Annotated in this window: 19 protein-coding genes; all 19 read right to left on the bottom strand. The window is 67.7% G+C overall.

Going from position 1 to position 20,731, the window contains the following annotated elements:
* Positions 1-39: 39 nt before the first annotated feature.
* On the bottom strand, positions 40-2,325 hold the full coding sequence (locus tag AZOLI_RS21920) for an FkbM family methyltransferase (RefSeq protein ID WP_014249367.1): 2,286 nt from the start codon (positions 2,323-2,325) through the stop codon (positions 40-42).
* 104 nt (positions 2,326-2,429) lie between these two features.
* Positions 2,430-3,224: a Ni/Fe-hydrogenase, b-type cytochrome subunit gene (gene cybH / locus AZOLI_RS21915; protein WP_014249366.1), complete on the bottom strand. Its 795-nt coding sequence runs from the start codon at positions 3,222-3,224 to the stop codon at positions 2,430-2,432.
* Positions 3,225-3,248: 24 nt separating this feature from the next.
* The gene (locus AZOLI_RS21910) at positions 3,249-5,063 is read right to left on the bottom strand and encodes a nickel-dependent hydrogenase large subunit (RefSeq protein WP_014249365.1); all 1,815 of its coding nucleotides are present in this window, start codon (positions 5,061-5,063) and stop codon (positions 3,249-3,251) included.
* Positions 5,064-5,065: 2 nt separating this feature from the next.
* Positions 5,066-6,139 carry a hydrogenase small subunit gene (locus tag AZOLI_RS21905; protein WP_014249364.1) on the bottom strand — a complete coding sequence of 358 codons (1,074 nt, stop codon included), beginning with the start codon at positions 6,137-6,139 and terminating at the stop codon, positions 5,066-5,068.
* 193 nt (positions 6,140-6,332) lie between these two features.
* The gene (locus tag AZOLI_RS21900; protein ID WP_014249363.1) at positions 6,333-6,881 is read right to left on the bottom strand and encodes a HupE/UreJ family protein; all 549 of its coding nucleotides are present in this window, start codon (positions 6,879-6,881) and stop codon (positions 6,333-6,335) included.
* Positions 6,882-7,079: 198 nt separating this feature from the next.
* A complete protein-coding gene (locus AZOLI_RS21895; protein ID WP_014249362.1) occupies positions 7,080-8,567 on the bottom strand; it encodes a sigma-54-dependent transcriptional regulator in 1,488 nt (495 codons plus the stop codon).
* Positions 8,568-8,597: 30 nt separating this feature from the next.
* On the bottom strand, positions 8,598-8,939 hold the full coding sequence (hypA, locus tag AZOLI_RS21890; RefSeq protein ID WP_014249361.1) for a hydrogenase maturation nickel metallochaperone HypA: 342 nt from the start codon (positions 8,937-8,939) through the stop codon (positions 8,598-8,600).
* Positions 8,932-9,768 carry a [NiFe]-hydrogenase assembly chaperone HybE gene (locus tag AZOLI_RS21885; protein WP_014249360.1) on the bottom strand — a complete coding sequence of 279 codons (837 nt, stop codon included), beginning with the start codon at positions 9,766-9,768 and terminating at the stop codon, positions 8,932-8,934. Before AZOLI_RS21885 ends, hypA begins: the two co-directional genes overlap by 8 nt.
* Positions 9,765-10,634 carry a hydrogenase expression/formation protein gene (locus tag AZOLI_RS21880; RefSeq protein WP_014249359.1) on the bottom strand — a complete coding sequence of 290 codons (870 nt, stop codon included), beginning with the start codon at positions 10,632-10,634 and terminating at the stop codon, positions 9,765-9,767. Before AZOLI_RS21880 ends, AZOLI_RS21885 begins: the two co-directional genes overlap by 4 nt.
* Positions 10,631-11,059: a hydrogenase gene (locus tag AZOLI_RS21875; RefSeq protein ID WP_014249358.1), complete on the bottom strand. Its 429-nt coding sequence runs from the start codon at positions 11,057-11,059 to the stop codon at positions 10,631-10,633. Before AZOLI_RS21875 ends, AZOLI_RS21880 begins: the two co-directional genes overlap by 4 nt.
* 4 nt (positions 11,060-11,063) lie before the next feature.
* Positions 11,064-11,375 carry a HypC/HybG/HupF family hydrogenase formation chaperone gene (locus tag AZOLI_RS21870; protein ID WP_014249357.1) on the bottom strand — a complete coding sequence of 104 codons (312 nt, stop codon included), beginning with the start codon at positions 11,373-11,375 and terminating at the stop codon, positions 11,064-11,066.
* Positions 11,376-11,391: 16 nt separating this feature from the next.
* Positions 11,392-12,042, bottom strand: a complete 651-nt coding sequence (locus AZOLI_RS21865; RefSeq protein ID WP_014249356.1) for a HyaD/HybD family hydrogenase maturation endopeptidase — start codon at positions 12,040-12,042, stop codon at positions 11,392-11,394.
* Between the two features lie 213 nt (positions 12,043-12,255).
* Positions 12,256-13,548: a hypothetical protein gene (locus AZOLI_RS21860; RefSeq protein WP_162488370.1), complete on the bottom strand. Its 1,293-nt coding sequence runs from the start codon at positions 13,546-13,548 to the stop codon at positions 12,256-12,258.
* A 636-nt stretch (positions 13,549-14,184) separates the two neighbouring features.
* Positions 14,185-14,343 (bottom strand): hypothetical protein, encoded by a 159-nt coding sequence (locus AZOLI_RS32670; protein WP_162488369.1) that lies wholly within the window; start codon positions 14,341-14,343, stop codon positions 14,185-14,187.
* 174 nt (positions 14,344-14,517) lie between these two features.
* Positions 14,518-15,981: a nickel-dependent hydrogenase large subunit gene (locus AZOLI_RS21855; RefSeq protein ID WP_044552763.1), complete on the bottom strand. Its 1,464-nt coding sequence runs from the start codon at positions 15,979-15,981 to the stop codon at positions 14,518-14,520.
* Between the two features lie 4 nt (positions 15,982-15,985).
* Positions 15,986-16,996, bottom strand: coding sequence for a HupU protein (locus tag AZOLI_RS21850; protein ID WP_162488368.1), 1,011 nt, complete (start codon positions 16,994-16,996; stop codon positions 15,986-15,988).
* Between the two features lie 11 nt (positions 16,997-17,007).
* Entirely contained in the window at positions 17,008-18,363 is a 1,356-nt protein-coding gene (locus AZOLI_RS21845; RefSeq protein ID WP_014249351.1) for a sensor histidine kinase, read from the bottom strand.
* Between the two features lie 48 nt (positions 18,364-18,411).
* A complete protein-coding gene (locus AZOLI_RS21840) occupies positions 18,412-18,621 on the bottom strand; it encodes a DUF1656 domain-containing protein (RefSeq protein ID WP_014249350.1) in 210 nt (69 codons plus the stop codon).
* Positions 18,618-20,729 carry an FUSC family protein gene (locus AZOLI_RS21835; RefSeq protein WP_014249349.1) on the bottom strand — a complete coding sequence of 704 codons (2,112 nt, stop codon included), beginning with the start codon at positions 20,727-20,729 and terminating at the stop codon, positions 18,618-18,620. The genes AZOLI_RS21840 and AZOLI_RS21835 overlap by 4 nt, the downstream gene beginning before the upstream one ends.
* Positions 20,730-20,731: the final 2 nt, after the last annotated feature.

Raw genomic sequence — 20,731 nt, 5'->3', positions numbered from 1 at the left:
GCTTTTCAAGGGGTGCGGCGTCGTTCGCCGCTGCCCCGTTCAGAGCTTGGCAAAGCCCAGACCGGCCGCCCGAACCATCTCCGCCACCGCCGTCGGGTCCCGCCTCGTCGCCCAGCGATTGAGCGAATTCATGCCGGTCGCCGGCAGGAACCGCGCGGTCTCCTCCACGCGCAAGGCCTCGTCATCGATGGAGTGGAACCGGTAGCCGAGGGGACGCAGGATGGCATCGACCCTGTCGGCCGCCTCCCGATCCAGGCATTCGATCAGCAGGTCGGGGCCGCAGCGTTCCAGGATGCCGGCCATGCCGGCGAGCACCTGGGCCTCCGCCCCCTCCACGTCGATCTTCACGAGATCGACCGCCGTCTCGCCGGCGAGCCCCAGCAGATCGCCGCCGGTCAGTCCGGGAACGGTCTCGCTGGCGACACCCTCCACCCCGGCCTGCCGGACGATTGACGCCCCGGAGGTGAGGAAATCGCCCGACGCCGTCCGCGACAACGTCACGTCGCCCGGACGGTCGAGGATCGCGGCATGAACGGCCAGCGCATTGCCGCAGCCGTTCGCCTCCAGGTTCTTCTTCAGCCGCGCCAGATTGGCCGGAACGGGTTCCACCGCGACGATGCGCGCCTCCTGCGCCGCCCGCGCCGCCATCAGCGAGTAGATGCCGGTATAGGCGCCGATGTCGAAGATGACCCGCGATCCGGTGGCAAGCGTCTGCCAGAGCCGCAGCGAGGCCGGTTCATAGCTGCCGCGCCAGCCCAGGCTCATGCAGACCAGATCGTCATTGTCGTCGAACAGGGCGATCGGCTCGCCGATCGTCGGTTCGATCTCCAGAAAGCCGTGGAAGGGGAACTGGCGGCTGATGGAAAAGAGCTCGCCCGGATCGACGGCCCCGAAACCGCGCTGCCAGATCCGGGTGTCCTGCGTGGCGGCGTTGCGGATCGCAATCGCCGCTTCGCCAACGGCGTCGAGGCCGTGCGCCTGCCGCGCCCGCTCCAACAGCTGGGTGGTCGAGACCCGCCAGTCGGCACCGTTGCCCGCTCGCGGCCCGGTGGAGTGCATCCCCCTGCGGTTCAGGAACAGCGGCGCGGTGATCTTCACGCATCGGGCGCTGTTCCAGACCCGCAGGTAGTAGTCGACGTCCTCCCCCACATCCAGCGTCTCGTCGAACGGGGTCGCCAGTGCGACGGCGGTACGGATGAAATGGCCCATCTGCAAGGTGACGTATGGATCGTGCAGCAGCAAGTCGGCCAGCGTCTCGATCCGCGGCAGTTGGGGCAGGCGGATGCGGCCGGTCACCGCATCCGATCCGGGCTGCTGGTCGACGCTTTCCAGGATCAGCCCCCACACGGCGTCGGCGCGGTCGGTGTGCGGCGCCATCTGCTGGAAGGCCTGCGGCATCATCAGATCGTCGGCGTCCAGGAAGAACAGCCAGTCCGCCCCGCGGGACGCCGCCTCGCGCACGCCCTCGTTCCGGGCAGCCGACCGCCCCTTGGCGCCCGCGGTGTCGTCGATCATGACGCAGTCGAAATCGGTGAAGGGACCGGGATCGGTCTGTGCCGCGGCCATCACCGAATTGATCGCCTGCTGGTAATGCGCCTCATGCCCGGGGCCGACCGGGATGATCACCGCGCATTTGGCCTTCTCCCCCGGCTCGGGCGCGCGGCGGAACAGGGTGGAGCCGACGCGGAAGAACCCCGCCTGGGTGAATTCCTGCTGGAGCCGCTGTTCGGTGTACTTGTTGCAATGCATGCCGCGCGTCTCGGGGAGGAGATCGCTGCTCGACGGCATGATGTATTCGAAGTTCTGGGCGATGTAATCCTCGTCGACCGCGTAGAAGGGCGTGTTGACGACCAGATAACCGCCCGGCCGCAGCGCGGCGAAAAGGCGGGGAAGCAGGGCCTGCACCTCCGAGCGGGGGATGTGCTCGATCACGTCCAGCATCAGGATCGCGTCGAAGACGCCCCTGAAATCCCGTGCGGCCAGAAATTGCAGCGCATCGTCGCAATGGACCTCCCAGCGCACCGCCGGGATGGTCTTCAGCGTCTCGCCGGCCAGGCTGTGGGCGGCATCGGAGAAATCGACACCCACATAGCGGTCGGCCTTGCCGGTCGACAGAAGGTAGCGGGCGCTTTCGGCGCGCCCGTACCCGATCTCCAGCACATGGGCATTGGTCAGGGGAAGCTGATCGATCAGCTTGCGGTGGATGGCGGAGATGCCGCCGACCTCCCACTCCTCCATCCCGATTGCGCCATAATGGAGCCGCTTGCCGGCGGCATCGCGGCCGGTGAAGTACTCGCGGGTGTAGAGCTCTTTCGCGAAACCCATGTCCGCTCCCCGGCGGCGTGATCGATCCCCCATCGATACGCGCTGCCGGGGTATCGACGCAAGGGGGTCTCAACCGCTCCGGCCGGAGCGGCCGATACCCTGCCTCACCCCACCGGCGCCGCCTTCTTCGCCGGACGCTCATGCTCCTCGTCGGCCGGGGCTTCGGCGTCCTTGAAGGTGCGCACGCCGCTGATCATGGTGGAGATGATCGACTGGCGGGACATGATGTCCTCGCGCACCGCGGCATAGATGTGGACGATCACGAACAGCAGGATAGCCCACATGCCCATATGGTGCCAGGTGTGGACGTCCATGCTCTGGCCGAACAGCGGGATGACCCAGCCGAACAGCCGGTCCTGCCAGCTGCCCAGCCCGGCGCCTTCGCTGTAGAGCGCGAAGCCGGTGACGATCATGAAGACGCTGCCGACCGCGATGGCCCAGAACATGGCGAACTGCGCCAGCGGGTTGTGGCCGACATACAGCTTCGGCTTGCGCTCCAGGAACAGGTACCAGCGCGCCTCCAGGAACAGCTCCCCCCACCAGTGGCGGTCCCAGAAGGGGAAGCGGAACAGCTGGCGGGCATGGTGGTTGCCGGCGAAGGCCCAATAGAGCCGGCCGATGAAGCCGATGGCGAAGATGTAGGCCGCCGCGAAATGGACGAAGCGGATGTAGCCCATCAGGAAATTGGCGCTCGCCTCGCCCGGCATGCTCGGCAGCGGGTTGGCGATCAGATAGCCGGTGACCGACAGCACCGTGATCGCCAGCGCGTTGACCCAGTGCCAGACCCGCACCGGCACCTCATAGACATAGATCGCCTTCAGGAAGCGGCCGCCCCCCGAAGCGGCCGTTCCCTCCTCGTCCGGTGTCGCGACCGGCTTCGCATCGTCGAGAGGAGCCATGACGTAATCCTCCTCGGTTGCCGGTCAGCGCACGGTGACGCGGGCCAGTTCGGCGCCGTCCGGCGCCATGACGTGGGTGGAGCAGGCAAGGCACGGGTCGAAGCTGTGCAGGGTGCGCAGGATCTCCACCGGCTCGTCCGGGCGGGCCATCGGCGTGTTCAGCAGCGAGGCCTCGAACGCTCCGATGTTGCCCTTGGGATCGCGCGGGCTGCCGTTCCAGGTCGTCGGCACGACGCACTGGTAGTTGTCGATCTTGCCGTCCTTGATCTTGATCCAGTGGCCCAGGCCGCCACGCGGGGCGGCGACGGTGCCGACGCCCTTGGCCTCCTTCGGCCAGGTCTTCGGGTCCCACTTCTCGACATTGGCGGTGGCGGTGTCGCCGGCCTTGATGTTGGCGATCAGGGCGTTCCAGTCGTCCATCATCATGGTGCAGCAATACTGGCATTCCAGCGCGCGGGCCAGCGTGCGGCCGATGGTTGTCGGCAGCGCCTGCTGCGGCGTGAAGTTCGTGCCGGCCAGCGCGTTGAAGGCGCCCAGCGATTCGGTGATCTGGTCCTTCACATAGCCGACGCCCTGGGCATAGGCCAGGATGTAGCGGGGCAGGGGGCCGACCTCCACCGCATGGCCACGCCAGCGCGGGGCCTTGATCCAGGAATACTTGGCGGCCTCGTCCAGCTCCTTGATGTCGGTGCGCGTGCCCTTGGTGTTGGCGCCCAGTTCGAACTTGGCCTGGGTCACGCCGTCCCACGGGTGCAGGCCCTTGCTCTCGTCCTCGTAGTGATACCAGCTGTGGGCGACGAACTCCTGCACCTGCGCCGGGTCGCGCGGGTCGATGGGATGGACCTCGTTCCAGTTGCCGTTCAGGATGACGCCGCCCGGAAGCTGGCAGGTCGAATGGTCGTACGGCACCTTCTCGTAATCGCCGTAATCCATGACGTTGGTCGCCGCCAGCCCGCCGCCATAGAGCCAGTCCTTGTAGAAGCTGGCGATGGCGAGCACGTCCGGCAGATAGACGTTCTCGACGAAGGCCGTGGCCTCCTGGATGCGGGCACGGATGAAGTTCAGCCGCTCCATGTTCAGGGGCGCGCCAGACGATCCGTTGCCGTCCATGTTGATGGCGCAGGGAACGCCGCCGACCATGTAGTTCGGGTGCGGGTTCTTGCCGCCGAGGATGGTGTGGATCTTGACGATGTCCTTCTGGAGATCGAGCGCCTCCAGGTAATGGGTCACCGCCATCAAATCGGCTTCCGGCGACAGCTTGTAGGCCGGGTTGTCCCAATAGCCGTTCTTGAAGATGCCGAGCTGGCCGCTCTCCACGAACTTCTTCAGCCGGGTCTGGACGTCGCGGAAATAGCCGGGGCTGGATTTGGCATGGCGCGGCGACACCGCCTGCTGGAGCGCCGAGGTCGCCTGCGGATCGGCCTTCAGCGCGTTGACCGGGTTGACCCAGTCCAGCGCGTGCAGGTGGTAGAAATGGACGATGTGGTCATGGACCTGCAGCGTCTTCGCCATGATCTCGCGGATCAGGTGGGCGTTCTTCGGGATGCGGATCTGCAGCGCATCCTCCACCGCGCGGACCGAGGTCAGCGCGTGGCAGCCGGTGCAGACACCGCAGATGCGCTCGACGAAGGCCCAGGCGTCGCGCGGGTCGCGGCCCTTCAGGATGACCTCAAGGCCGCGCCACATGGTGCCGGTCGACACCGCGTTGCGGATGACGTTGTTGCTGTCGACATTCACCTCGCAGCGCATGTGGCCTTCGATGCGGGTGACCGGATCGACGACGATGCGCTTGCCGCCATTGTCCAGCGAGAAGCCGTTCGGGGTCTGGACGATGCCCATGGTCAGACGTCTCCCTTGTGCTGTGCGCGCTTCAGGGCGCTGACCGCCGCGTGGGCGGCGATGATGCTGCCGACGCCGATGGCGGCGGTGGTGCCGATCTCGTCGGCGTTGGCCTCGATCCCGAACTGGAGGATGTCGGACTGGCGGGCGTACCAGGAGCCCTTGTCCCAGAAACCGTCCTCCGAGCAGCCGATGCAGCCGTGGCCGGACTGGATGGGGAAGCTGGTGCCCTCGTTCCAGCGCACGGTGGAGCAGGCGTTGTAGGTGGTCGGCCCCTTGCAGCCGACCTTGTAGAGGCAATAGCCCTTGCGCGCGCCCTCGTCGTCGAAGGACTCCACGAACTGGCCGGCGTCGAAATGCGGCCGGCGATAGCATTTGTCGTGGATGCGCTGGCTGTAGAACATCTTCGGCCGGCCCTGGCGGTCCAGCTCCGGGATGCGGTCGAAGGTCAGCATGTAGGTGATGACGCCGGTCATCACCTCGGCGATCGGCGGGCAGCCGGGAACCTTGATGATCGGCTTGTCGGTGATGACCTCATGCACCGGCGTGGCGCGGGTCGGGTTCGGGCGCGCCGCCTGGACGCAGCCGAAGGAGGCGCAGGAGCCCCAGGAGATGATCGCCTTGGCATCCTTGGCGACCTTGCGCAGCTGGTCGGTGAAGGGCTTGCCGCCGACGATGCAGGACATGCCGTCCTGGTTCAGCGGCGGATTGCCTTCCACCGCCAGGATGTAGTTGCCCTTGTACTTCTCCATCACCTCGTCGAGGATCGCCTCGGCCTGATGGCCGGCCGACGCCATCAGCGTGTCGTCGTAATCCAGCGAGATCATCGACAGCACCACGTCCTTGACCAGCGGGTGCGCGGAGCGGATGAAGGATTCCGAACAGCAGGTGCATTCCAGCCCATGCAGCCACAGCACCGGCGTGCGCGGCTTGGTTTCCATGGCATGGACGATCTGCGGCACCAGTTCCGGCCCCAGCCCGAGGGCGGCGGCGGTGAGCGAGCAGTATTTCAGGAACGAACGGCGTGTGATCCCCTGCCGCCGCATCACCTCGTAGAAGGTTTCCAGCGTTGCCATCGGCTTGTTTTCTCCCCTAGGGCGGCACCGGCGTGCGAGGGTCCGGTGCGCTTCTCCGTCGGGCATAGGCAACAACCGTGCCGTAATACGAACATTTGGCAAAGCAACGGTTTCATGCCCGGACTGCCGCTTCCCCCTGGCAAGCTCCCGGCCGAAACGACGGCCGGGGTGGCAGGGGAGTTGCCGGTGGTTGTCAGGCGGACTGGCTGTCCTCAACCGGCCGGCCGACCAGCCGGTGGAGCGCCAGACCCAGCGCGATGCCGGCCGCATGCAATCCCGCGGTGCTGGTCAGGAAGCCGGCGGCATAGCCCAGCGCCGCGGCGTCTGCCGGCATTTCCGCCCCATGGGCGAAGCCGTGGAACAGGCCGAAGGCGGCGGCGAAGGCCGCACCGATCAGCCCGTTGCGCGACATCGGCATGACGCACAGCAGGGCCAGCACGACGGTGGAGGCGTAGATCGTCGGCTCGACCAGCGGCAGTTCGCCGCCGGTCAGCGCGAACAGTCCGCCTGCCAGCATGGCGGCCAGGAAGGCACCCGGCACCGCCAGCACGGCGCGCCCGCCGATGGTGGCGCCATAGACGCCGACCGTGACCATGGCGATCAGGTGGTCGAGCCCGCCCAGCGGATGCGCCGCACCGTCGAGGAATCCGGCGCCGGCGAGATGGCCGGGATGGGCCAGGGCCGGGGTGGCGGCAAGCGCGACGGCAGCCGCGACGGCGGCAAGACGAGAGGTTTTCGACATAGCGAACGGCTCCTCGGAGTTCTTGTGGTTTGGTGATCGGAACATGCCCTCTCCCGCCCCGGGAGAGGGAGGGGCCCCACGGAGTGGGGAGGGTGAGGGGCATTCCGGACATGGATCTTCGATCCCTGTCGAACCCCTCACCCTTCCCACCGCTTCGCGGCGGGCCCCTTCCCTCTCCCGGGGCGGGAGAGGGGGATATTAATGCCTCTGCGCCGACCCGCGCTCGATGCCGTAGCGTTCCAGCTTGGCGCGCAGGCCCATGCGGGACAGACCCAGCTCGTCGGCGGCCTTGCTCTTGTTCCAGCGGCAGCGGACCAGCGTTTCCATCAGGATGCCGGCCTCCACCCGCTCGATGCGCGACTTCAGCGGTCCGCCCTGGCCGATCAGGTCGAGCGGCGGCAGAGGCCCGTCCTCCGGCGAGGCGGGGCGGGCGTTCAACGCGGCACCGCGCAGCACCTGGTCGGACAGCAGCTCCGCCCCCAGCGTGTCGCCCTCGCACAGCACCAGCATGCGCATGATCTCGTTCTGCAGCTCGCGCACATTGCCGGGCCAGCCATAGGCCTCCAGGCAGGCCAGCGTGTCGGGGGCGAAACCGGCAACAGGCTTGCCATGGGCGACTGACAGCCGGTCCAGGATGTGGCGGGCCAAAACCGGGATGTCGTCCGGCCGGTCGCGCAGGGGCGGCATGGTAAGCGTCATGGTGCTGAGCCGGTAATAGAGGTCCTCGCGGAAGCGGCCGGCCTTCACCTCAGCGGTCAGGTCGCGGTGGGTGGCGGCGACGACGCGGACATCGACCCGCCGCGTCTCGTTGGAGCCGACGGGCCGGATCTCGCCCTCCTGCAGGAAGCGCAGAAGCCGGACCTGGAAGGCCGGGCTGATGTCGCCGATCTCGTCGAGGAAGATCGTGCCGCCGTCCGCCTGTTCCAGCAGGCCGAGGCGGTTGCTGTGCGCGCCGGTGAAGGCCCCCTTCTTGTGGCCGAACAGCTCACTTTCCAGCAGTTCGTCCGGGATGGCGCCACAATTCTCGCAGTAGAAGGGCTGGTCGGACCGCGGACTGCCGTAATGGATGGCGCGCGCCAGCAATTCCTTGCCGGTGCCTGTTTCCCCCAGCACCAGCACCGGCACGTTGAAGCCGGCCACCCGCTCCGCCTGCCGGCAGACCTCCTCCACCGGGCTGCCTTCGGCCCTGACCAGCCCGTCGAAGCGGTAGGACTGCCGCACCCGCTCGCGCTTCGAGGCCACGCGGGTTTCGGCGACGGGCGGCAGCAGCTTCAACTCATTGGTCAGCCGGTCATGCTCGCGCTGCAGCTGGTACATCTTCGCCGCGTTGCGGGCGGTCAGCAGCAGATGGTCGGGATGCCAGGGCTTGGTGATGAACTGGTGGATGCCGGCGGTGTTGATGGCGCCGATGATGTCCTCGGGGTCGATGTAGCCGGTGATGACGATGCGCACCACCTCCGGCCAGCGTTCGCGCACCTGGGTCAGGAACTCGACGCCGCTGACCTCCGGCATCCGCTGGTCGGAGAAGACCACCTGGATCCATTCGGTTTCCAGCAGGCGCAGGCCCTCCTCCGCCGACAGGGCGGTGAAGACCTCGAACTCCTCGTCCAGCAGGCGGGCGATGACCTCGACGGAGCGCGGTTCGTCATCCACCACCAGGATGCCGGGGCGGGTGGTGTCGGTCATCGCGCGGGGTCCTTCCTCATCTGGGCGACCTCATTCGACCTCGAGATCCTTGATCGTCATCTCGGTGCCGCCGTTGGGGTGCAGCCGGCTGCCGCCACAGTGTGGACAGGGCGACAGCCGGTCGTCCAGATCCACCGTGTCGCTGCAGTCGAAGCACCAGCCGCGGCCCGGCACATCCAGCACCACCAGCTCCGCCCCGTCGGCCAGAGAGCCGCGCGTGACCACGTCGAAGCCGAAGCGCAGCGCCTCCACCTCCACCCCGGCGAAGCGGCCGATCTCCAGCCGAACCCTGGTGACGCGGCTGAAGCCGTTCGCCCGCCCGGCCTCCTCCATCGCCTGGAGCAGGCTTTCGCAGAGCGCCATCTCATGCATCGGCAGCCTCTGCTGACCCCATGCCGAGCAGCGCGCGGCGGGACGGGCGCACAGGCTCCGCTGGATCCGCAACCGCTTCCGGCGGCGGAGCGAGTTCCTCCTCGCGTCGGCGCCGGATCTCGGCGGTTTGCCGGGTGCCGTCCTCGCGGATGGCGGGATCGAAGAGGGAGACCAGCGCCGCCGACGCCGTTTCCGTCGCCTGCAGCATGGAGGCGAACTCGAACATCGGCGAGAACAGCGAACAGGCCTTGTAGGCGCCCACCCCCTTGCGGTTGGCATGGACGAACTCGTACCGGCCGGACGGGAACTCGATCAGTTCCTTGGCACCGGGCACCAGCCCCGACCAGTCGTCCCCCTCGCCCGGCAGCAGGACGAGGTTCAGGAACCACGGCGTGACCAGTGCGCCCAGCCAGCGGTCTTCATGCCGGCGGAAGCCGACCGCCTTCACCGCCAGCGCGTCGTTGACGATGGGCAGGCCGCGCATCTGCGCGGTGTGGATCTCGCGGAAGACCGCTTCCAGCCGGGCGATGGTCTCCACCGGCTGGGCGGGCGGGGCAGGGATGGCGGGCAGCGGCGCAGCGACCGTCTCCGCCACGGCAGCTTCGCCGTCCAGCGCCATGAACTGGTCGCGGGCGCCGTCGCAGACCGGGCAGCGCCAATGACCGGGCAGGGCGGCGAAGGCGGTGCCGGGCGGCACCTGCCAATGCTCGCAGCCCTCCGCCGGGTCGTAGACATGCCAGCAGATCTTGCATTCCATCCGCGTGGCCGTCCCGATGCGCGTGGCGTCGCCGAGGTAGGAACCTTCGAAGCGCGAGGCGGCGGCGCTCATCGCACCCGCTCCAGATCGGTCGCCAGCGCGTCGAGGATCTCGGCCAGCCGTTCGGCACTGTCGGCGATGTCCTCCGCCGCGGCGCAAACCACCGCCGGCACGTCGACGATCTCCACCGTGTCGAGGATCAGCGTATCGACGGAGTTGTAATAGCGCACCCACCAGACGTTCGGCGTCGCGCTGGCGGTGACGCGGCAGTTGCCGTAGCCGCGCGACAGGATGGTGGTGGCGCCCACGCCCAGCCGCTGTTCGATGAAGGCCAGATCCTCGGGCGTGTGGGGCAGCAAGCTGAAATTCACCGCGTGGGGAGCGTCGCCGCGGCGCCAGGCGGCGCTGCGGTCCAGCAGTTCGGTCAGGATCGGCTGGCCGTTCATCAGCCCGGCCGGCGCCGGCCCGGTCACCACCGGTGCAACGGCGGTGAAGGCGCGGTTCAGCGCCACCCGCGGGAAGCTGCCGACCAGCAGGCTTTCGCGCACCGTCCCGTCACCGAAGCCACGCACGCGCCAGACGCCGGCCAGCGACGCTTCCTGAATCTCCAGCCGGTCGCCGGCGCGGTCGACCTTCACCGCCACCTCGCCTTCGCCCAGCGCCTCGTCCACCAGGGCCAGAACCGGAGCGTCGATATCGTCGACCGGAATGCGGATTTCCTCGCCCGCCGACCAGCCGGCCAGCGCCTGATGAATGCGGACCAGCACCGCCCGCGCCGCGGCGGCGCGGGCAGGGTCGGCGACCTCCGGCAGGTGCGGTTCATAGACGCGCATGCCCGACGGCATCGGCAGGTACTCCAGCCCTTCCTCCGTCGCGTCGGGCTGGCTGCCGGGACCGAAGCCGACCGGCGGGTGGGTCATGCCGAACAGGGAACTCATGCCGCACCGCCTTCCGAAGCGCCTTCCAGAATCTCGCCGATCCGCTGCAGGTAGTCGTCCCAGTCGCGCACGCGCGGAATGCTGCCCAGCAGCCGGTCGCCGCGCAGGAAGACCAGGGCGGGCAGGCTCATCATGCCGGTCAGCGCCAGGATCGCGCGCTCCGCCGCCTCGCCCGCCACCGCCGGGGTCAGGCGCGGGTGCAGCGCGCGGACCAGTTCCGGCAGGATGACGGCCACGTCGGCAGTCTCCGCATTGCCCTTGCCATGGCCGGGCAGGAAGACCACCCAATCCTTGGCCGGATCGTCCAGCCAGGGCCGGTCGTCAGCATGGTCGAGCCGCGGATAGCCATGAACGTCGGTCAGCAGATCGACCAGCGGCGGCAAGGGCAGGCGCGGTTTCGCGAGCGGGGGGGCTAGGTCGGTCATGGCGTCAGGCCTCCGTCAGGCCGGCCGCGCGGGCCGCCTCCAGGTGGGGGGGAAGGGTCGGTTCACGGCCGGTCAGGTCGGCGAAGGCGCTGTCCAGCGCTTCCCCGTCCAGCGCCGCGGCCATCGCCGCCAGCGCATCGAGGATCTGCGCCGCCTCCTCCGGCTCCAGCAACCGGCGGGCAGCGCCCAGAAAGCCGAGCACCCAGTCGCCGGGACCGGCCTCCGGAACCAGCGACAGGTCGACGGCCGATCCGTCCTCTGCCCGGCCGACGATACCGTCGACGGCGGTCAGGCGCAGGGGAATGCCGATGCACATGCTGGCCGCGCTCCCGTCAGGATGCCGTGGCGGACAGCGCCGCCAGAATGCGGGGATCGCCGATGCGGCAGGCATCCTCGGCACTGGGCCGTCCGCCCTCATAGGCGTCGCGGGCGATGGCCGGGGCGGCAATGTCGGCAGCGGCGTTCCGCGGCGCAGCTTCCACGCCGAACTCGGCGCGCAATAGATTCAGAATGACGTCGATGGTGGGGGCGACCTGGGCCGCGACGGTATCGGTCAGGCCGCCGCCGTAATCCTCCAGGCATTCCGGCTGCACGCCGACCAGGATCAGCTTTTCCGGGCAGCGGCCGAGGAACATGGCGCTCGCCAGCACCTCCTGAAACCCCGTCTGGTGCAGACTCATCTTCTTGGCGCCCAGGAAGGCAGGCACATCGTCGCCGTGGAAGACCCGGCGGGTGCCCGGCGGCAGGCCGTAATCGATGGCGTCGACCACGATCAGGGCGTCGGCGCTCTCCAGATGCGGCAGCAGATACAGCCCCTGGGTGCCACCATCCATCAGCGTAACGGTGTCGGGAAACCGCCAATCGGCGGCCAAGCGCTCGATGGTGCGGACGCCGAAGCCTTCGTCGGCCCACAGGATGTTGCCGATGCCCAACACCAGGATTCGCGCCGCTTCGCGACCGCCGCCGCACCCCGTTTCGTCCATTCCCTTGCCCCGGCATAGCCACATGCAGCGGCACCCTGCCGCCGAGGCTTGTTCATACAAGTTTCATGCCAGGATCAACGACAAAGCCAGCCCGTTGATCAGCCTACATATTTCCCCACGCATCGCTCGGCAGGTCAGCGATTGTGGACATCAACATTACAGCACATCTAGAAAGTGGCAACTGACTTGCCAGTCTGGCTGGATGGTTGCCGATCAGTGCCGGCGCGTCAGTTTTGCCGATCGCTGTATCAACTCGCGCTCGGTCACATGCTTCATATGCTCGGGAACGTCGATTTCCCCGCCGATCAACGGACCGGCGACGTAGGAAGCGCCTGCATCCTCGGCCACCCGCAGCATCGCCGCCGTTCGGATGCCGTCGACGAAGAACAGCATGCCGTGCCGGCGCACATGGGTCCCGAGACTGTTGATGCGGTTGGCGGCCCGCGTCTCCGGTTCACCGGGCTGGATGGTCACCCCCAAACCACGGACGCCCGCCTGCGCGAAGGCCGCGAGGTTCGGTGCACCATCGTCGATCAGCACGAGGATCGCGCGGCAATAAGACTTCAGGATGGTCGTGATCTCGGCCACGCGACCGTATGGAACCCCAGGCGGGACCCCGCGCAAGACGAAAACCATGAAAGGACGGAGGTGAACAGGAATTTCATGACAGACTGACAGATATTCCCGCCGGTAGCGACCGACCGAAAGCGTCGAAAAGCCAACGGTCACATTCTGCATATAGCGGAAGCTGTTCTGGTACAGCTCCCCGTATATCTCGACAGACCGGCGCAGAACCTCGACATCCGCTTCGGCCATGCGCTCTTCATAACGCATCTCATCGTTGGACAATGCGCCGAGGAGCCTCTTCGTCGCGCCATCGGGGTGGCAGACATAGGTGGACAGAACCTTGTGCGATACGTCGAAGACCGGACGGAAACAGATGTCGGGCCGGAAAGCCTCCAACTCGGACATCACCGCTGCGCCAGCCGGACGACCCTCGCCCGCATCCGTGACGGATGGTGGCGAGGCGGCGCTCTGCAGCAGCAGACTTGCCATCAGCTGATCGAGCGACTTCACTTCGACGACCATATGTCCATCGATCTCGGTCACGATGCTGCGCACGGCTATCCGGCTGGTATCCGCGCTTCCCAACATGAGCCGATGGAGTTCGGCAACGATCCGGCCGGAGACGAGTTCACCGGCCTGCCGGTCCAATGTGGCGAAAACAACCAGATAGTTCGCTTCATCGGCGCGCAGCCAGACATCGGACGGCGCCAAATGCCGATCGAGCAACCGTTCGGTCTGGTCATGAACGCGCGCCTTCACGCTGTTCCAACGGTCGCCGAGCTCCGTCCGCAGCGCACTCAGGCCGATCAATTGGATGGAGCCGGCGGCATGGCGATTCCCGCCGGCCAGCAGTTGCCGCAGCCGCACTATCGTCTGCGAAGGGATCGCAACGGAGTCTTCAGCGCTGCTTTCCGGTCTGACGAGTGTCTGTTCTGTCATGGCAGCAACCTCCTCTTCCGGAGCCGAAGACTTCGGTCATCGGCTTGGCTCTCTGAAGAAATCCTGATGTGTGTTATCTTAGATAATGTGCTTCGCGATCAAAAAATCCACGGATCTTGAAGGCATTTTCTAAGACGTCTAGAAGACCAGCCGATTGCGAATAGATTCGACGATGCACGCTCATTCTTAGGTTTCAGCGTTCATGGACATTCTCGCGGAGACCCCCTAAAGAATCCCACTGAGATGGCATCAGTGAAAACCTGTATCGCGTCGCATCGATCATTGATCCAATTTGCTTCTGCAAAAGGCCACGAGCAGGCGCAGGCACCGCCCGGACACTGGCGCGTTCCATCGCCATGCCCCGTTGGCGGGCGGCGGCCATTGTTCGCAGGATCGGAACGGTGAAACCGGAAACCCGGCATTTTTCCCGGACCGGCAACGGCTTAAAACCTCCTCCATCAGAACGCATCTTCCAATCCGATGGAGGTCGGCATGGCCCGGCTGGTTTCACTCCTGATGTTTGTCGGCATCATGTCCTATGCGACATTCATCATCTCCTGACGCCATCTCCCAGGGCAGAGTCCAGCCCCCAACAAAGCGAAGGCCGCTCCACCGAGCGGCCTTCTCCTTTCATTCTTATGCCTCGTCGTATCCGGCTTCCCGGGTTTGCCCCTCGCGGTCGCTCGCCTTCTCTGCGCCGGTCCGCTTTCCATCGTTCGCCGTCGATGGCGTCTCCGGCACCTGCTTGTTGGCCTCACCCTGGACGGGCTGGTCTTCGGTTGGCTTGTCGCTCATGACGCTCTCCAAGATCGGTTGTCTGACTCCAACAGGCCCTACCCAAGTTCATCCCCAACCTGTTCGTGTCCGGCTGGCGGCATGCGATTGGCCATGGTCCGCCGAGCGCTGTTGCATGAATTTTGGCAAATTCTGACAATCGCGCAGTAGATCGTTGATTTCACTTATGAATTTTCAATGCACCGTGCAGACCATGCATGGATCGAAGGATCGCACGATGTGCTGCACCGACAGCGGTGTGCGCTCTCCCTCCTGCACGGGCGCGCCGACGAGAGCCTGTTCCAGCGGGCCGGGAACCCCGTCGAGGTCGCGGGGGGAGAAGTTCCAGGTCGTGGGCGCGATGATCTGGTAACCGGCGATGCGCCCGCGCTCCACCCGCAGCCAATGGCCGAGCGCACCGCGCGCCGCCTCGGTCAGGCCCACCGCCTGGGCGCTGTCCGGCATCTCCGCCGTCGCGCACCAGGGGCCGTTGGGCTCGATGGCGCGCAGCCAGCCTTCCATGGCGCGGGTGGTGCGGGCCAGTTCCAGCAGACGGGCGACCACCCGGCTGCGCACCGATCCGCCATCCTGCGCCACCAGCGCCCGGATCAGCGGGTGACCGTCCACCAGCTGCCGCGCAATCGCCCCGGTCTCATAGGGAAGGCCGGCCAGCCGCGGCGCCTTGCACCAGCTGTATCCGTCCTGGTCCGCGCCGTCGGGCACGGTCGAGCCGGCAAAGGGCGGGTGGGGGCGGTCCTGCCCGGCCATGCGGCTGAAGCGGTGATGCTCGGCCACCTGATCGGGGTCGAAGGCGGCGTCCCGGCCGTCGGCGACGATCCCGCGGCGGTAGAGATGCCCGCCGTCGGCCGCCGGATAGGCGCCGTGGCTGAGAAACCGGCCATAGGCGCGGCCGAGATTGGCGAGGCCCAGATCCTCCGCGATCTCCAGGAACAGGCGGAAATCGCCGGCCGGGCCGGACAGGCGCCAGCGTTCCAGATCCTCCGGCGCCGCAAGCTCCAGAACGCGGTCCAGCGGGGCGCCGAACAGGCTGTCCTCGAGAAAGCGGCGGAAGGCGCCGACGGTGGCGAGCAGCCGCACCCGGTCGCGGGCATCCGCCGCGCGGGTCACGCCGCCGGGCTGGAGCGTCAGCGCGTGCGGCCACTTGCCGCCCAGAATGCCCAGCACATGGAACAGTTCCGCCCGCGCCGCGGTGGCGCCACGCACGGCACTGCCCTGCGCCGCCTTGAAGCGCACCTCCGCCCGCTCGAACCATGGGCGGCCTTCATAGGCGGGCCGGGCGAAGTCGGGCATGAAGAACAGGTGGAAATGTGTCAGGTGATCGGCGGCATTCTCCGTCGCCGTCATCAGGTTGGTCGCCAGAACGCCGTTGCGCGGTATCTCCACCCCCGTCGCTCCGGCCAGCGCCAGCGCCGCCGCATGGCTCTGCGAGACGGAGCAGATGCCGCAAATGCGCGGCGCCACCACCAGCGCATCCATCGGGTCGCGCCCCTCCAGAATGCGCTCGAACCCGCGGAACAGGGGGGAGTTCACAAAGGCGGCGGAAACACGCCCGCCGTCGATCTCAAGTTTCACCTCAAGATCGCCCTCCACACGATTGAAAGGACCCACGATCAGGCGTCGTTTCGGCTCTTCGCTCACCGGTTCAGCCTTTCCGGGTGGGGCGGACGGTAGGCGGCACGACGATGCGGTCGGCGGCGGCATTGCGGCGCACCCGTTCCGGCGTCGCCGCCTTGGCGAGGGAGGCGAGCGCCACGAACCACGCCTTCGGCATGTCGGTCGGCAGGCCGATGGGGATGCCGGCGAATTTCGGGGTCTGCTGGAACGGATGCCCCGGCTCCTCGAAGCCCGGCGCCGTGCAGTTGATGCAGGCGGAGCCGCCCCGGGTGCAGGATCCCTCGCCGTTCCACAGGCGGGTGTTGCAGTCGGCATGCGCCTGCGTACCCAGGCAGCCGAGATGCTCCATCAGGCAGCCGAGGTCCGACGGCTTCTCCGCGCTCGCCTTGTATTCGTAATACTCGTTGCGCGGGCAGCCATGATGGACCAGATGGTCGGCGTAGAAGCGCGGGCGCTGGTAGACGTCCAGATCCTCAGGCCGCAAGGCATCCTCGGCCAGCAGCATCAGCGACTCGGTCACCCAGTTGGGATGGGTCGGGCAGCCGGCGACATTCACCACCGGCAGGCCGCCGCGCGCGCGGAACTCCCCACCCAGCGCCCCGCCGCGTTGCGTCCCCTCATATTGCAGGCCGCAGGCATCGGCGATGTTCTCGCCGCCCGCGGTGATGCCGCCATAGGCCGCACAGGTGCCGATGGCCAGCACATTGCCGGCAACGGCGGCCAGATCGCGCGCCCAGTCGATGGTCGGCCGGCCGGTCCCCGCCAGCACATGGAAGCGCCCGGTGCCGTTGGGTCCGCGCAGCAGCGATCCCTCCACGCACAGCACGTCCAGCGGCTCCGCCCCGGACAGGATGCGCTCGAACAGATCCAACGCCTCCGCCCCGGATTCCTCGGACAGGCTGGGATGCCAGAGCAGGCGGATGCCGGCCGTCTCGAACAGCGTCATCAGATCCGGGGATTCGGCACAGAGCAGCGACATGGTGCAGCCGCCGCAGCCGCCCGATTGCAGCCACAGCACCGACAGCGGACGTTCCCTCATCGCCTGTCCGTTCATCTCGCGGCCCCATCTTTGCGCCCGGCCGCCGGCAGGCTCAGGGTGAACAGCGCCCCGCCATCGGGATGGTTGGCCGCGGCCAGCGCGCCGCCATGGTCGCGCACCAGCTGGTAGCTGATCGACAGGCCGAGCCCGGTGCCCTTGCCGACCGGCTTGGTGGTGAAGAAGGGATCGAACACCCGGCCCAGGATCGCCTCTGGAATGCCGTGGCCGGTGTCGCGGATGGTGACGACGACCTGCCCGGCCTCCTCCCGGCCATGCAGTTCCAGCCGCTTGAGCGTAGAACCGGCCATGGCGTCGATGGCGTTCTGGACGAGGTTCATGGCGACCTGATGCAGGTGGCCGGGATGACCGGCGATCTCCAGCGTCTCCGGCAGGTCGAAGACGACGGTCAGGTCCGGCATCTGCGCCTTCGCCACCCAGGTCACGGCGGACCGGAGAAGTGCCGTCAGATCGAAGCGTTCCCAGGCGTGCTTCTGTTCCGACGAGAAGCGGCGAAGCTCCGCCACGATGTCGCGCACCCGCTCCGTCCCCTCCAGCATGCCGTCCAGCGTCGCCGCCGCGTCGGCGCGGGCGCGGTCGATGCGCAGCTCCTTGCGCAGGCCCGCCAGTTCGGCGGCGCCGGCGCCCTCATGCACGCGGTCGAGATAGGCGGTCAGCCGGTCGACATAGCGGCGCATGGCATGGGCGTTGCCATAGACGAAGGAAATCGGGTTGTTCAGTTCATGCGCCACGCCGGCCACAAGCCGGCCGAGCGAAGCCATCTTTTCCGAATGGACGAGCTGCTGCTGGGTCTGCTTCAGCCCTTCATGGGCGGAGGCGAGGTCGCGGTAGGCGCGGCGCAGTTCCCCGATGGGCCGGCCGACCAGCACCAGCCCGATGGCATGACCGCGCTGGTCGTAGCGCACCGTGCTGTTGACCGCGACGGGGAAGGGACCGGTCGGCCCCCGCAGGGACAGCTCCACATCGCTGCCCCCCTCCCGCTGAAGGGCGGCGCTGCACAGCCGGGCGAAGGCGGGGTGGGAGGCGGGGTCGAGGAAATCGCGCAACAGGCGGCCGGTCAGTTCCCGCCCGGTGCAACCGAGCGCCCGCTCGGCCGCCGGGTTGGTCTGCTCGATCCGGCCGTCACGGTCGCAGGCGATCAGCACGTCGGTCATCGAGCCGAGGACGCTGGCGATGAAGGCCTGCGCCTCCTCCAGCTCGGCATTCTTGCGCTCGAGTTCCACCTGCTGCGACACCAGATTGGCGTAAGTCTCGTCCATCTTCCGGATCACCTCGATCCAGGCGCTCTCGGCGTCGGCATCGGGCAGCATGCCGGGGATGGAAAAGGGCTGCGACAGGGGGGCGGTCATGGGGCGCAGCCTAGCATGCTCCGCCCGCCTTGGGTGTGGTGGATTTCGTCAGGCGGTCCAGACCGACCACAGCCCGGCAACGCCGCTCAGCACCAGCACATAGAGCGCGAAGTCGAACAGCGGCGGGTGCCACACCCAGCCATAGGCGCCGACCGCGCGCAACCCCCGGCGCAGCAGCGCCGACACCGCCCAGGCCACGACGGCCAGCACCAGAAGCGGGGGAAGGAACAGGCCGTAGACATCGATCTCGCCGATCATGCGCGTGCCCTTTCAGAAAACTGCATCTCGTCAGTCGGCTGCGGGTCGCCGATTGCGGCGTCGGGGAACAGGCTGCGCCGCAGGGAGGCCAACGCCACCACCGCCCGGTCGCGGTCGGGGCAGCGCGGCGCGGTGGTGACCGCCGACAGCAACGCGTCCATGCTGCCCAGCAGTTCGGCCGGGGCCGGATCGGGACGCTTGGCCGACAGGGCGCGGAAATGGGCGGCGACGCCGCGCAACAGCCGGTCCAGCACCGGCCCGGCCTCAGCGCCCAGCACCGGCCGGACCCGCTGAAGCTCCACCACGTTCAGCCCGACCCGCAGGTCGCGCACCGCGTCGATGGCGTCCACATCCACCGATCCGCCGGCCTGCGCCAGCCGGGCCGACAGCAGGCCGACCCGGTCCAGCATGCGGCTTTCGAAGCCATCGGCCGCAGGCACCGTCCTGCGCCCGGCCAGATCGGCGATCTCGCGCCAGCCGACATGCAGAAGGCGCCGGGCGCTCCAGGCGGCGCCGACCGACCGGCACAGGCGGGTGACCAGCATGGCGGTGACGATGCCGACGATCTGCCCGGCGCTGCTGTTCAGGAAGGAGGCGAAGTCGCCGGTCCCGGTGTCGAGCAGGCTGAGCGAGCCGCCGACGCCGAAGATCAGCGCCATCGCCTTGCCCATCGTCGCCGGCCGGGCGACGAACACGCCCAGCGTCACCAGGGTAGGCGCCAGACAGAGCGCCAGGATCGGAAAGCTGTCGAAGGACGGCAGCACCACCAACAGATAGAAGGCCGACAGCGGCATCGAGGCCAGCGTATAGACCAGGAACAGGCGGATGCCCGGCACCGGATCGTCGAAGGAGGCGAAGAAACAGGTGAAGACCGCCACCATCATCGCCGCCATCGAGCCGGACGACCAGCCGGTCAGAATCCAGAAGGCGCAGATGACGGTGATCCCCAGCAGCGCCGCCGCCGCCGACCACAGCGCCATGCCATGGTCGAGGTGGAAGACTCCGCGCGACCGCTTGCGCGCCAGCGGGTCCAGATGGTCGGGCAGGGCATGGTCGCCGGACGCGATGTGCGCCCGCAGGGCCCGGCAATCGCGATGGATTTCCACCAGCGACCGCAGGCGCCGGATGAAGCTGAAGCGGGTCGCCGCCTCCCAATCGCCGGCCGAACCCGCGGACACCTCCGCCGCCAGCCGGTCGAGCCAGCCGGTCAGCCGGTCGGCCTCCACCGGATCGGCACCGGCCCCGGCGGCGATCCAGTCGCGCACGGCGGTCAGCACGGGGGCCACGTCCGGCGGCAGCGTGCCGTCCGCCCGGCGCAGCGCGATCAGCCGGTCCTGAACCGCGGTCAGCACCGGCAGCAGATACACCATGCGGTCCTGCAAGGCCCGCATCGGCCGGGTCATCCAGCGCAGGTCGGAGGTGTCGTAGGGAAGGTGGGTGGTCATCACCCGCAATTCGGTCAGGTCGGTCGCCATCTTGTGGCGGTCGCGCAGCCGGGCGTCGATTTCCGCCCCGTCCAGCGCGTCGAGCGTCCAGCGCTCCGCATCGCGCAGCGCCGCGTCGAGCTTGCCGAGCAGCACCGGACCCAAGCCCCGTGGAAGCACCACGCTGTGGATGACGGTGGCGCAAACGATGCCCAGGATGATCTCCTCCACCCTGGCAAGTCCGGTGTCGAAGATCGCCTCGGGATTGGCGACGCCGGGGAAGACGATCAGTCCGGCGGTGTAGCCGGCCAGCATGAAGACGTAGCTGCGCGGCGTACGGTCCAGCAGCGAAACGAACAGGCAACCGCCGACCCACAGCCCGACCGCCAGCGACAGCAGTTCCGGCGCGTTGATCAGCTCCACCGTCAGGACGATGGACGCGATGCTGCCGATCACCGTGCCGACGACGCGGTACACAGCCTTGGACCGGACGGTTCCCGACAGCGGGCTCGACACCACATAGGCGGTCAGCATCGCCCAGAAGGGGCGCGGCAACCCCATGCCGAAGGCGATGTAGAGCGCCAGCATGGAGGCCGCGAAGGACTTCAGCGAGAAGACCAGCTCGTTGAAGGTCGGCGCCGGGGACAGGGAGAGGGCAGGGGCGGAGTTGGGGGATTTCGGCATCG

It is taken from the genome of Azospirillum lipoferum 4B (genome assembly GCF_000283655.1).
Classification (GTDB): Bacteria; Pseudomonadota; Alphaproteobacteria; order Azospirillales; family Azospirillaceae; genus Azospirillum; species Azospirillum lipoferum_C.
Note: the sequence above shows the minus strand (reverse complement) of the source record. Positions and strands in the feature narration are given on the sequence as shown.